The sequence below is a fragment of the Bacillus alkalicellulosilyticus genome (assembly GCF_002019795.1).
In the GTDB taxonomy this organism is placed as follows: domain Bacteria; phylum Bacillota; class Bacilli; order Bacillales; family Bacillaceae_F; genus Bacillus_AO; species Bacillus_AO alkalicellulosilyticum.
This window is the reverse complement of record NZ_KV917381.1, coordinates 4,227,966-4,241,138: the sequence shown is the minus strand read 5'-3', so window position 1 is coordinate 4,241,138 and position 13,173 is coordinate 4,227,966. Positions and strand designations below refer to the sequence as shown.

Below are 13,173 nucleotides of genomic sequence, written 5' to 3'. Positions count from 1 at the left end.
CTGCATATAAATTCCAGTCATACCTCAAATACCAACTACATATATTTTATAGTCCTCTCGAAGCAAAAAGCTCCGTTCCAAAAATCAATCCTAAATCCCATGTAAATATGGTCGTTATCCCAAAAATTCCATAAATATTTGACAATTGTGAAAAAAGAGCTTGGCTTATTGGTATATCTGTCTCACCTCGTTAATAAAATGTATCAATCACCGACATAGATTAGGAGGCGAGTGGTGTGCACGATTACATCAAAGAGCGAACTATCAAGATTGGCAGGTATATCGTTGAGACGAAAAAGACAGTACGAACGATTGCAAAGGAGTTTGGAGTGTCTAAAAGTACGGTCCATAAGGATTTAACTGAACGGTTACCTGAGATCAACCAGGAGCTGGCCAATGAGGTTAAAGAAATTTTGGAGTATCACAAATCGATTCGTCATTTGCGAGGTGGCGAGGCAACAAAAGTGAAATATCAGAAAGATCAAATCACTGGTGAAGAAAAAGTCGAAAAAACTCGTATATAATAAAAAAATCAATCCCTGTATTAACAAAATATGATAAAATAAAACAATAGTAATAGATTCGCATAATTTGTAGTCTTGGAGTCGAGAACAGGGAGGATAAACTAGATGTTCGGTAGGGATATAGGGATTGATTTAGGAACGGCAAATGTATTAATTTTTGTGAAAGGTCATGGGATCGTATTAGATGAGCCGTCTGTGGTGGCACTTGAAGCAAGTAGCCAAAGAGTCCTTGCAGTAGGGGATGAAGCGTTTCGTATGGTCGGGCGAACACCGGGGAATATTGTCGCAATGCGTCCTATGAAAGATGGAGTCATTGCAAACTTTGATCTTACAGAATCAATGCTAAAGCACTTTTTAGGAAAAATTAAAGTACGTAACTTTTTATCAAAGCCAAGAATTCTCATTTGTTGCCCAACGAATATAACGTCTGTTGAGCAAAAAGCAATTCGAGAAGCTGCTGAAAAAAGTGGCGGAAAAAATGTGTACCTAGAAGAAGAGCCAAAAGTAGCTGCAATTGGAGCAGGAATGGATATTTTCCAACCAAGCGGTAACATGGTAATTGACATAGGCGGTGGGACAACAGATGTTGCTGTACTTTCCATGGGTGATATCGTCACCGCCTCTTCAATTAAGGTAGCTGGTGATCGATTTGATCAAGAGATTCTCAATTACATAAAGAAAAAGTATAAATTACTTATTGGAGAACGTACTTCTGAAGCGATAAAAAAAGAAGTAGCGACTGTATTTCCAGGTGCTCGTAAGACAGAGCTAGACATAAGAGGACGTGACATGGTGTCTGGTCTTCCACGGACGATTACAGTGTATTCCGATGAAATTCAACAAGCCTTACAAGAAGCCGTGTATTACATTGTACAAGCTTCCAAAAATGTTCTTGAGCAAACACCGCCTGAATTATCAGCCGACATCATTGACCGTGGCATCATTTTAACAGGGGGAGGGGCTCTGTTACACGGAATCGATTTATTGTTAGCGGAAGAGCTTAAAGTACCAGTTCTTATTGCTGATGAGCCGATGCATTGTGTAGCCAAAGGAACAGGTATCATCCTAGAAAATCTCGACCGAATGTCAAGTAAAAGAATTACCCTATAATTAACAGTTGATATATCCTATAGTATTGCCGATATAATAGATAGTATGAAACAATCGAAGGGGGAAACGGAATGCTCCGTGGAATTTATAGCTCAGCTGCTGCGATGGTGGCGCAACAACAACGTCAAGAAATGCTTACGAATAATATTGCGAATGCGAACACTCCAGGATATAAAGCAGATCAAGCGTCGTTGCGTGCTTTTCCAAATATGCTGATTAAAGCAATGAACACATCGAATTTCCCACCTCATTCTCAAAATGTCGGTGAACTTAGTACAGGTGTATATTTACAGGACCGCATGCCGAATTTTAGGCAAGGTGATATAAATGAAACAGGAAACAGTACAGATATTGCATTACTACAAGGTGTAGTACCAGGAAACGGTGCCTTGTTTTTTGCAGTTCAAAATGATCAAGGTGATGTACGGTATACGCGAAACGGTAACTTTGCTGTGGATGCGAATGGTCATCTTGTCACTACGGAAGGACATTATATTTTAGACACAACCGGAAATCGTATGCAAGTCGGCTCAGAGAATTTTGTAGTCGACCGAAATGGACAAGTTGTCACTGAGTTTGGTGCTCCAGTTGGGCAAATTGGTATTGCTTTTGCTGAAGACCCATTACAGCTTGTAAAAGAAGGTAATGGACTACATCGCTTAAATGATGGACAACTACCGACAGCTATCGGGAATCCAAATATAAATTATCAGCTTCAACAAGGATTTATTGAGCGTTCAAACGTAGACGCTACACAAACGATGACAGAAATGATGGCAGCGTTCCGTAATTTTGAAGCCAACCAAAGAATATTACAAGCGTATGACCAAAGCTTAAGCAAAGCTGTGAATGAAGTTGGACGAATTGGATAGGGAGGAGTGAGCACATGAATTTATCTATGATTGCAGCATCAAATACGATGGGCCAATTACAACGTAAAATGGATACCATTTCAAACAACATTGCAAATGTAAATACGGTTGGATATAAACGTCGGGAGTCTACATTTTCAGATTTGTTATTTCAACAAGTGAACAATCAAATTGATCCAAGTAAAGAAGTAGGGCGCCTCACTCCCCATGGCATTCGTGTTGGGTCGGGAGCTAAAATTGCTCAAACGGCCATTCGCTTAGAGCCAGGTCCGGTTCAACAAACAGAACGTCAACTTGATTTAGCATTAACAAGCAAAGGGTCTTTATTTCAAATTCAAGTAGATGTTGACGGAACACCAGAAGTAAGATATACAAGAGATGGAGCCTTTTATTTATCGCCAAGTGCTACAAATCCAAACTTATTAAATTTGGTAACAGCAAATGGAGATTATGTTCTTGGAACAGCAGGTCCGATTATGATTCCAGCGAACTTCAAAAATATTATGGTCAATGAAAGTGGACAAGTCTCAGTTAGTATGAATAATGGGGCACAAGTCCAAGCTGGCCAATTAGCGGTTGTTCGTGCCGAAAGGCCGCAAATGTTAGAGCAAGTGGGAGAGAACATGTTTGCACTTCCTGCTAATTTAGCTCAATTAGGCTTAAATCAAGAGGATATTATTGGTCCAGGCGGGCAATTCTCTATAATGCAAGGGTCTCTTGAAATGTCGAACGTTGACTTAGGAAGAGAAATGTCTGAACTGGTAATGACACAACGATCTTTTGAATTTAATGCAAGGTCGATAACAATGGCAGACCAAATGAGTGGCCTAATCAATTCAATCCGACAAGGGTGATTTGATTAGCAAGGAGAAGCTATGAGTGAAGAAAAAAGCAAGAATACAAGTGAAATAGAAGTACAAATTCAAAATCAAAGCCTTCGAGAAGAAAGTATGGCAGAAGAAGAACAAGAAGACACGAGGGAAAAAAGACGAAAGCGCAAAAAAAGAGGGCGCATTCGTCTTATTCCCATTTGGGTTCGTTTGTTCATTGTCATTGTACTTGCGGCAGCTAGTCTCGTTGGGGGACTTATGTTTGGCTACGGAGTTCTTGGCGGTGGTGAACCACGAGACGCTCTTGAAACGAGCACATGGCAGCACATACTTGATATTATTGAAGGAAAAGAATAATCAAAAAAAGCTACGAGGCCACATTATGTGTCCCTTGTAGCTTTTTTCAGTCCTTTCCGACTTATTGAATGGGTAACCAACGGACCTTCCATATGTCTCTTTCGCTCTTTACCAAACCAAATCCAAGTCCCTCTTTTTTTGAGATGATTATGTTCGCATTTTGCCCAATCGATTCGATTAAGTATCCACCTTCATTTAGTTCCTGCTCAATCCGTTGTAATAAAGTACCCTCTTCTGTTTTTTTAGTTTTTATATAATCTTCAACTGTCTCAAAGACTTTATCATGAGAGGAGTCTGTAATATACAAGGCATATTGGGTTTCATAATCCTCAATGCGCTCCGCATAAAAAAACAACTGAAAGATTTCAAATGGTCGCAATCCACGAAGAAGCTCTTCATTTTGTGTATTCGCAAATTTTTCATAAATACTTTGTAATGAAGCAGAAAGTTCAATGGATGTGTAATGCGTTTCTCCTAATGGAGTTTTAGTTAAATCGGAGCGCAACTGAAGGGCGCTTTCCTTTTGAGTTGGTAACGCAACAAGCTGTGGTTGTTGATGACCGGCTAGAACGAAATAGCCAAAGACAACGATAAAGCATAATACGATTCCTGTTAAAAACGAAGGAAGGACATGAGTAGATCGAGGCTTCATTTTACCAGCTATCCTTTTTCGGATGTTGTGTTTATCCTTTGACGTAAATGTAGGGCTTGGGGATAAAAAAGCATCGAATTCGCTTTTTAATTTTTTTACATCATCATTCATTGAATATCACCTCTCAGCCCTTTTAATCTTGAATGAAGTTTTTCACGTGCTCGCTTTAATCTTGTTTTCACTGTCGATGGATTAAGCTTTGTAAGTAAAGAAATTTCTTCAATTGAAAACTCCTTGTAATAATATAATAAAATCATTTCTCTATATTTCAGAGGAAGTGACATGATCCTCTCCATCATATGAGATTGCTCATCTTTTTGGAGGAATTGACTTTCTGGTGTACCGTAAAACGTACCTTGATTAAAAAACGTTGAAGTTACGTGAATATGCTTAACATGCCAACTTCGTTTATAATCGCGACATGCATTTATAGCAATGGAGTAAATCCATGTCCGTAAAGAAGATTGACCACTAAAGCTTTCAAGATGTAGGTACACGTTAACAAACACGTCTTGAATGATATCCTCTGCCTGTGTCCACGATTTTGTATAGGTATAAACCAATCGTTTGAGTTCTTCCCCATAACAATCCATCAGTTCTTCAATAATCTCTTCTTTTGTTCCATAAAGGAGCTGATAACAAAGCCAACTCGAGTCGTGTATGGATGGCGTTTTATTTACTTCCAATCGGTTTCCTCCTCAAAGGTCATACTAATACAAGTTAGACGGAATGCTTCATGATTAAGTTTCATTTATTTTTTCCCAACTTACGAAATAAGAGAGTGATATATCCTTCAGCATATCATATGGTATAATAATCCACATATGGACAAGTGTAACTTGTGAAAACTAGGAGGCGATTTGATGTTAACAGTTGAAGAAATTAAGGAAATTATTCCTCACAGATACCCGTTTCTACTAATCGATAAAATACTTGAAGTCGAGGCAGGAAAACGAGCTGTAGGTATAAAGAATGTAACGGCTAACGAAGAATTTTTTAATGGTCATTTCCCTGAATACCCTGTTATGCCTGGAGTTCTTGTGCTTGAAGCATGTGCACAAACGGGGGCTGTTGCCTTACTCTCTATGGAAGAATACAAAGGTAAAATAGCTTTCTTTGCAGGGGTAGAGAAGTGTAGATGGAAAAAGCAAGTCCGTCCTGGTGATACGCTAACAATGGATGTAGAGTTACTATCAATTAGAAGAGGGATTGGCAAAGGGAAAGCAGTAGCCACTGTTGACGGTGAACTTGCAATGGAAGCTGAAATAATGTTTGCTATCCAAAGATAAATGAAATTAAACTAGGTCTTTTGAATTATTTTCAGGACGACCATATAAGAAGCCCTTCAATTGAAGGGCTTTTTTTTATGGGAAATCCTAAGGGATTTGTCGAAACCTGAGATGGAACAAAGAATTTATCAAATTATTAAAAACAAAAACACTATTAATATAGGAAAAATACAGTTTTTTTACATAACAAAAATCCGACATAAGAATAGGTATTTGCTCTTATTTTAATACAATAGTTTTACAGTTATGGTTTTAATCAAAAACAATTGTCAGAATTATACTTACAATTATATAATTGGATAAGTAATTTCTAATAATTAACAATGATTAGAAAGCCTTGTCAGAAACCATAAGAGAAATACATTCTAGTAAGAAAGGTGAGGATATCAATGCCACTGTATTACATGAAGTCGATTTGGACACCACTTGAGTTAGTTGGCATAAAGTTTTTCAAATGTGAAGAAGGAAACTATTATGTTAAACTATGGAGTCAACCTAGAAGAAGACTAATAGGGAAAAGCTGATAACTCATTCAACTGGTAGAGTGAAAAGGTAGTATAGTAGCTTAACGTCAGGAGAACCTTTCTATCGATAGGTTCTTTTTTGTTTTTAAAATTATGCTTATAAAACTTTTTATTTCAAAGAAGTACCAAATGATTTTTTGTATGGATTGTCGTTTTTTGTAGAATCTTAGTATATAATTAATATAACTTTATGCATAAGAGTAGCAGCCTTGATTACCTAACGATTGGAGAAATCCTATGAAGCAGCAGATGAACGCTAGATTTGAGGCATTTATAAAAAATAGTAAAAACATCCAAAACCTTTTTTTATATATCAATGATGCCGTTATTTTGTTTGATGATAAAAACAGAGCAATTGCGGTAAATCCTGCATTTGAACAGATTACAGGCTATTCTTTTGCCGAAGTCTATGGACGGAATTATTGTAATTTCTCGATTCGGACTACACCTCATATAGCAATAAACAACATTCCAAGCACCTTAAAAGAAAATCGTTATTGGACTGGAGAAATCCAATTTTTTCACAAAGAGGGGTTTGAATTGTTTTCACTGGCTACGATTACGTATGTAGAAGGGGAACAAGGGTGCTATTCCATTGCTGTGATTCGTGATGCAACAAAACAAAAAATAATGGAAAACGAAATAAAAAGTCTTGCTTATTATGATACATTAACCAAGCTTCCTAACCGCAGATCCTTTTTTCTAACTGTAGAAAAAGGTTTAGACGCGATCCAAGCGAAGTATGCCGCAGTATTATATTTAGATTTGGACTATTTTAAAAAAGTAAATGACTATTATGGTCACGAACAAGGTGATGTATTACTTGTTGCCATCGCTGACCGTCTAAAGGATGTAGTCCTAACAAAAGGAACCCTTAGTCGAGTTGGCGGCGATGAATTTGCTGTCTTTCTTCCTGACTTAAAGGTTAAACAAGAAGCCATTTCAATGGCTGATAGCATTATTGATGCCTTACATCCACTCATGCAAATCCATGGTGAGAAAATAGAAACAACAGCGAGTATAGGAATTAGTTATTACCCCGAACACGGAAAAGATGCACAGACATTATTTAAAAATGCCGATTTTGCAATGTATTATTCCAAACAACAAGGTCGGAATGCCTACCATATATACAATCCCAAGGATATTGCCGCAACAATACAGAGATATCAATTTGAAAAAGAGTTAAGGGCCGCTGTTAAAAACGAAGAATTTGAAGTATATTATCAGCTTCAAATGGATATACAATCTGGAAAAATGTATGGTGCAGAAGCATTAGTACGCTGGAATCACCCAGAAAATGGCGTCCTTTCTCCATTTGCCTTTTTACCATTAGCAGACGAAACTGGAATTATAGTTGATATCGATGATTGGGTCATGAAAAAAGCTTGTATTCAAGCGAAAAAATGGATTATGTCAGGATTGGACTTGATCGTATCAGTCAATGTCTCACAAAAACAATTTGATCAACCTAACTTTGTTTGTAAAGTAAATGAAGTGTTACAGAGCAATGAATTAGACCCACGGTTCTTTTGCATTGAAATAACCGAGGACATAGCAATAAAAAATGTAGAAGAAGCCATCCATAAAATCAAAAGCTTAAAAAAGCTAGGTGTTCAAGTATCACTTGATGATTTTGGAACGGGTTATTCCTCCCTCAGTAAACTAAAGACGATACCAATTGATACATTAAAAATAGACCAATCTTTTGTAAGAGGCACTGAGGAGCTTGAGCAAAACTATGCGATAGTTAAATTAATTATTGCGATGGCAAAGACCCTAAACTTTTCAGTCATTTGCGAAGGGGTTGAAACAACAGAACAACTGTCACTCATTAGAAACGAAGGTTGTCACCATGCCCAGGGCTTTTACTTTAGCAAACCGTTAACGGCTGAAAATTGTGAAGTATTAATGTTGAAAATGAAACAAGAAGCGAGTTCACCAAACGTATTATGAAAAAACCTCATTAACTTTGGGAATGATTTGTAATACTTTAGAAAACTGGCAGATACTATAGACCCTCGAAATTAAGTTTGTTACGATAATTTTCGTACTAATGGGGAAAAGTAAAATTAGTACGTGAACATACTGATTTTATTTTATGGGGGTATGAAAAATGAAGAAGAAAGCTCTAGTAACAATTACATCTGCAGCATTAGCGTTTGGTTTCTTAGCGGGTTGTGGAACACCAGCCGAAGAGCCAGTTGAGGAAGCTCCACCGGTAGAAGAAACACCATTAGAGGAAGCTCCTGTTGAAGAAGCTCCAATTGAAGATACACCTGTGGAAGAAGAAACACCAATGGAAGACACTGAAGGTGACGACCTAGGAGAGCCTGCAGAGGGTGAAGAACCAACAGACGAAGAATTAGACATTGATGAAGCAGAATAAGTAAGAAACGGAAAAAACCTCATACGTGGGGTTTTTTCTATTTCTGGAAATACATATTTGCTTGTTGCAATTGGCGATTAGATAATGATTAAATAGAAGTAGTATTAATGTTTGGAAAAATAATGTAAGCTGTAACTTTTTACATTAAGGGAGAGAGATGAAATGAGAGTCAAAAAAGCAATTATTCCTGCAGCAGGATTAGGAACGAGGTTTCTACCAGCAACAAAGGCACAACCGAAAGAAATGTTACCAATCGTTGATAAACCAACGATTCAATACATTGTCGAAGAAGCCGTTGAATCAGGAATTGAAGATATCATCATCATCAGTGGGCGTGGCAAGCGTGCGATTGAAGATCATTTTGATAAATCGTACGAGCTTGAAGAAACTTTAGAGAAAAAAGAAAAATTTGCGATGCTAGAAGAAGTACAATCCATTTCAAATATGGCCAATATTCATTATATCCGACAAAAGGAACCTAAAGGCTTAGGGCATGCGATTTTATGTGCCAGTCGTTTTATAGGAGATGAGCCATTTGCGGTAATGCTCGGAGATGACATCGTCAAGTCGGAAACTCCTTGCCTAAAGCAACTATTAGATACATTTCATCGTTATCACTCTTCTGTTGTCGGCGTTCAGCAGGTTCCGGATGAAGATGTGAGTAAATACGGAATCATTGAACCAAAAGGAGTAGAAATTGAACGTGGAATCATCCATGTCAATGACCTGGTGGAAAAACCATCGCTTGAGGCTGCGCCATCAAATTATGCGATTATGGGACGTTATGTTCTACGCCCAGAGATTTTTGAGATTTTAGCTTCATTAGCTCCAGGCGCTGGTAACGAAATTCAATTAACAGATGCGATAAAGCAACTAAACCAGGCACAAGCCGTCCTTGCTTATCACTTTGACGGAAAGCGTTATGATGTAGGGGACAAGCTCGGCTTCATCAAAGCCCAAGTTGACTTTGCACTTCAACGTGAAGATTTAAGTGAAGATGTAATGGCTTACTTAAAGGAAATTACAAAAGGGAAATAAGATAGAAGCTGGGACAAAAGTTTGTTTAACCTTTTGTCCCAGCTTTGTTGCGTTTAGGGGAGCCACCAAAAAAGTGCAGCGCTGTTAAGAAAACCGCTTTTGCGATCTTACTTAACGGACATACGATCCTCTATTTTCGGTAAAAATGGATTTTATTAATCGTATCGGACACAGAGGCCCTTATTTTCACAAAAACATTAAAAATTAGCCGAATTTATTGAAAGTAAGGTCACTGGTGTCCGTTACAACAGAAAAAACAAAAAAAATAGAAATAGGGTCATCTGTGTCCGTTAGAATAGTCTTTAGAGAGAGTGCGCTACCTTCACACGTTGCGCATCACATTTCGGAATAGAAAAAAACACCGCTAGCGGTGTTTTCTATGTGTCCTGAGTCAGTTTATCACGATCAGGGGCCTGGGGGGGTTGTTCAAGCCAGCCATTTTTAATCATTAAGTTAGCGCTATCTTCTGCGTAAGCTGTTATTTCGGTTAAGAGTCTTGCATATCTTAGTCCAATATCTCTTCGCTGACTTGCAGAAATGGCAAGTCCATAGTTGCCAATTCCTGCAGTAACCATTCCTGAAACATGAAATAGCATGAGTTTATCAGAAAAAGGAGCAACCTGTGATTTAGTAACAGCAACGTCCCACGGACTAGGGGCAGGTAAGTCGTTTGTTTGGAGAATATCAGTAAAAATAGTAATGTGTTTATCGGCTATCTCTTTTCCTCTTAGGAAAAATTGACGTAGCTTATTTGATTGACACGTTTGAGCAAAACCAATCATTAAGCTTTTCCCAACGAGATTTGATTGTATATTGTAAAACAAATGAGTGATCTCAATGGAATTAACTGACCTCTGTTTTCCGATCATTGTTCCTAAATAATTTTGTTCGGTTACAAATGACACTTCTTCAGGAAACGGAATAGAAGGCGGGCGGTAATAAGTGCCTTTTTCTAATTCGATTTTTTTGACATTGCGTTGCAATTCCATCGAATCGATAAGTAAGGTTTGATAAAAATCAACCACATCCATCCGACTCGCTGTCGTAAACGCTAGTGAACCAGTGGTCAAACCTAAGACCGTTAATAGCTGTAAATAAAGCAAATAATACAGATCTGTATACAACCGTGGAGCATTTAAGTTTACATCTTTTTGCGTAAACCCTATTGGTTCTGGAAAATTTTCTTGCTTATATAAACTGACCAGAAAACCAAGACGACAGTTTGCTTTTTCTAGACATTGTTCCAGTACGGTTCGAACATCCTCATCGTCTACATTTTTCAAAAAATATGAAACAATTTGCTTTGTTGCCGTGTCATTAATGTACTGACTCCACAAGCTGGCAATTTCAGATGATGTTAACTTTACTTTGGTTTTTATAGTCATCGCAACTACCTCCATCTGTAGTATCATTCCCAAAAAACCACACTAAATTATACTATTTTAGTTAATTTGCGAAAAAAGTCTCCAAAAAGAAGAGGATGGAATAAAAGGTATAACAACCTATAATCCCGCCCTCACCAGTACAGTAATTTTAGCCAATAATAACACGTTCTTTAGGATAGTGGTAACTCTCCGTTGTTGCTTCATGTCCCCGAAGTAAAAACAAGAAAGAGAAAATCCCAATTCTTCCAATAAACATAACTATGATGATAACGACTTTCCCGAAAGTCGATAACTCAGGCGTAATGCCCATCGATAGCCCGGTTGTTCCAAACGCCGAACAAACCTCAAAGACGATAGCCATCAGCGAAAAAGGTTCAGAGGCCGACAAGGCAATTACAGCTGTTCCGCAAACGAGCATCGCTACCACGACCACGACAAACGATTTTATCATATCATAGTTGTCGATTTCACGATGAAATACTTTGATCGAATTACGACCTCGGGCAAACGCGAATATCGTCAATAATACAATGGCGAACGTTGTTGTTCTGATCCCACCGCCGACACTACTTGGAGAAGCTCCAATAAACATGAACAAACTTAACAGTAGCTGAGTAGGCGTCGTGAATTCATTAACATCCATTGTCGCTAACCCACCATTTCTGGTAGTGACGGATTGAAACAAGGAATAGAAAAATGTCTCATGCCATGACATCCCAGTGAAGAAATGGTTTCGTTCAAATAAGTATATTAGTAGAGCACCAATAACTAGTAAACTAAAAAAGGTAACAGTTGTTAATTTGGTAAATAATGAGAATCGAAAATGAGTATCACGTTTTTTATTTAACAAAAACTCTTTTGTTTCAATTAAAACAGGAAAACCGATGGCACCAAGGATAAGCAGGATCATGTTAATCGTTTGCACATAATAATCTTGCGCAAATGGAATGAGAGATTCACCTGTAATATCAAATCCTGCGTTGGTAGTGGCACTGACAGCCCCGAAAAAACCTTGCAAAAAAGCTTCCTGCCAAGTAGGGAAATAGGAAAGAAAATAAATTCCCAACAGCAAAGTACCGACTGCTTCAAAAATCAAAATAAGCACGAGAATTTGTTTCATTAAAGCAACTAACCCTGTGAATGTTCCGCGGTTTTGGTCAGTCATAATGAGTTGGCGTTCTTTTAATCCAATTCGTTTTCGAAAGACAAGCCAGATAAAAGTTCCAAGCGTCATAATGCCGATGCCACCAAACTGTAAAATAAAAGCGAGAACAAACACACCAAACGTACTAAACGTATCTGCTGTTGATACTACGGTAAGCCCTGTGACACTTACCGCACTAACAGCTGTAAAAAAAGCATCAATAAAGCTCCATTCCATTCCAGGCTTATGGGTATAAGGGAGACTCAATAGCAAGGTAGCTACAATAACGGCAGCTAGGTAAAACAAAACAATCAGTTGAATCGAAGTAAGATTGAGCCGAGCCATTTTCCTTGCTGTATACATGGTTTACAGACCTTCTTCTTCAAAACGCTTTAAATCATTTTTATGTCCAATCACAATTAAAATGTCATTTTGCTTTATAATTTCGTTCGGCAGCGGGGAAATGTTAATATCCTCCCCTTGTTTAATCGCTAATATCGTACATCCATACTTTGCACGTATATTTGTTTCGATTAATGATTTCTCTGCTACTTTCTCAGAAGCAATTAATTCAACAATACTATAGTCTTCAGAAAGCTCGATATAGTCGATAATCTTTTCAGACACTAAATGCTGAGCAATTCGAATTCCCATATCTTTTTCAGGATGAACGATTCGGTCAGCTCCAATTTTTTCTAGGACACGGTGGTGGTAATGATTTTGGGCTTTAACCCATACTTGCGGGACACCAATTTCCTTCAGTAACAAGGTACAAAGGATACTAGACTGAATGTTATCGCCAATGGCTACAACGACATGCTCAAAGTTGCGGATTCCAAGTGAATTTAATGTGTTTTCATCGGTACCGTTGGCAATCACCGAATGTGTAGCGTGATTCGTTATCGCATTGACCCGGTCTTCGTTCGAATCAATCGCCAGGACCTCATGTCCTAATTTATAAAGCTCTTTACAGACACTACTTCCAAATCGACCTAGACCAATTACTGCAAATTGTTTTTTCATGTTTCTCCGTTTCTCCTTTTGGCTGCCTAATATAAC

The 13,173-nt window shown here is 38.0% G+C and carries 14 protein-coding genes; 9 read left to right on the top strand and 5 right to left on the bottom strand.

The window, feature by feature from the left end; translation table 11 throughout:
- The first annotated feature begins 236 nt into the window (after positions 1-236).
- The 5 genes from spoIIID to BK585_RS21225 all read left to right on the top strand — a co-directional run bounded on the left by spoIIID (position 237) and on the right by BK585_RS21225 (position 3,693).
- Complete coding sequence (gene spoIIID, locus BK585_RS21245) at positions 237-524, top strand: sporulation transcriptional regulator SpoIIID (RefSeq protein WP_078556080.1); 288 nt, start codon at positions 237-239, stop codon at positions 522-524.
- 105 nt (positions 525-629) lie between these two features.
- Complete coding sequence (gene mreB / locus BK585_RS21240; RefSeq protein ID WP_078556079.1) at positions 630-1,634, top strand: rod shape-determining protein; 1,005 nt, start codon at positions 630-632, stop codon at positions 1,632-1,634.
- Positions 1,635-1,705: 71 nt separating this feature from the next.
- Positions 1,706-2,506 (top strand): flagellar hook-basal body protein, encoded by an 801-nt coding sequence (locus BK585_RS21235; RefSeq protein WP_078556078.1) that lies wholly within the window; start codon positions 1,706-1,708, stop codon positions 2,504-2,506.
- 14 nt (positions 2,507-2,520) lie between these two features.
- Positions 2,521-3,360: a flagellar hook-basal body protein gene (locus BK585_RS21230; RefSeq protein ID WP_078556077.1), complete on the top strand. Its 840-nt coding sequence runs from the start codon at positions 2,521-2,523 to the stop codon at positions 3,358-3,360.
- A 21-nt stretch (positions 3,361-3,381) separates the two neighbouring features.
- Positions 3,382-3,693, top strand: a complete 312-nt coding sequence (locus BK585_RS21225) for a DNA-directed RNA polymerase subunit beta (protein WP_078556076.1) — start codon at positions 3,382-3,384, stop codon at positions 3,691-3,693.
- Positions 3,694-3,754: 61 nt separating this feature from the next.
- Here BK585_RS21225 and BK585_RS21220 read toward each other — a convergent pair whose 3' ends face one another.
- Together BK585_RS21220 and BK585_RS21215 are read right to left on the bottom strand one after the other, a co-directional pair.
- Entirely contained in the window at positions 3,755-4,456 is a 702-nt protein-coding gene (locus BK585_RS21220; RefSeq protein ID WP_078556075.1) for a hypothetical protein, read from the bottom strand.
- Positions 4,453-5,031, bottom strand: coding sequence for a sigma-70 family RNA polymerase sigma factor (locus BK585_RS21215; protein ID WP_078556074.1), 579 nt, complete (start codon positions 5,029-5,031; stop codon positions 4,453-4,455). Before BK585_RS21215 ends, BK585_RS21220 begins: the two co-directional genes overlap by 4 nt.
- Before the next feature lie 177 nt (positions 5,032-5,208).
- Here BK585_RS21215 and fabZ point away from each other — a divergent pair, with 177 nt between their 5' ends.
- The 4 genes from fabZ (at position 5,209) to galU (ending at position 9,585) form a co-directional block, all read left to right on the top strand.
- Positions 5,209-5,634, top strand: a complete 426-nt coding sequence (fabZ, locus tag BK585_RS21210; protein WP_078556072.1) for a 3-hydroxyacyl-ACP dehydratase FabZ — start codon at positions 5,209-5,211, stop codon at positions 5,632-5,634.
- A gap of 761 nt (positions 5,635-6,395) precedes the next feature.
- On the top strand, positions 6,396-8,114 hold the full coding sequence (locus BK585_RS21205) for a sensor domain-containing protein (RefSeq protein WP_078556070.1): 1,719 nt from the start codon (positions 6,396-6,398) through the stop codon (positions 8,112-8,114).
- A gap of 160 nt (positions 8,115-8,274) precedes the next feature.
- Complete coding sequence (locus BK585_RS23810; protein WP_139367615.1) at positions 8,275-8,547, top strand: hypothetical protein; 273 nt, start codon at positions 8,275-8,277, stop codon at positions 8,545-8,547.
- 162 nt (positions 8,548-8,709) lie between these two features.
- Positions 8,710-9,585 (top strand): UTP--glucose-1-phosphate uridylyltransferase GalU, encoded by an 876-nt coding sequence (gene galU / locus BK585_RS21195; protein WP_078556069.1) that lies wholly within the window; start codon positions 8,710-8,712, stop codon positions 9,583-9,585.
- Positions 9,586-9,962: 377 nt separating this feature from the next.
- Here galU and BK585_RS21190 read toward each other — a convergent pair whose 3' ends face one another.
- The 3 genes from BK585_RS21190 to BK585_RS21180 form a co-directional block, all read right to left on the bottom strand.
- Positions 9,963-10,970, bottom strand: coding sequence for a DUF3231 family protein (locus tag BK585_RS21190; protein WP_170885672.1), 1,008 nt, complete (start codon positions 10,968-10,970; stop codon positions 9,963-9,965).
- Positions 10,971-11,118: 148 nt separating this feature from the next.
- Complete coding sequence (locus BK585_RS21185; RefSeq protein ID WP_078556065.1) at positions 11,119-12,477, bottom strand: TrkH family potassium uptake protein; 1,359 nt, start codon at positions 12,475-12,477, stop codon at positions 11,119-11,121.
- A gap of 3 nt (positions 12,478-12,480) precedes the next feature.
- A complete protein-coding gene (locus BK585_RS21180) occupies positions 12,481-13,137 on the bottom strand; it encodes a potassium channel family protein (protein WP_078556063.1) in 657 nt (218 codons plus the stop codon).
- Positions 13,138-13,173: the final 36 nt, after the last annotated feature.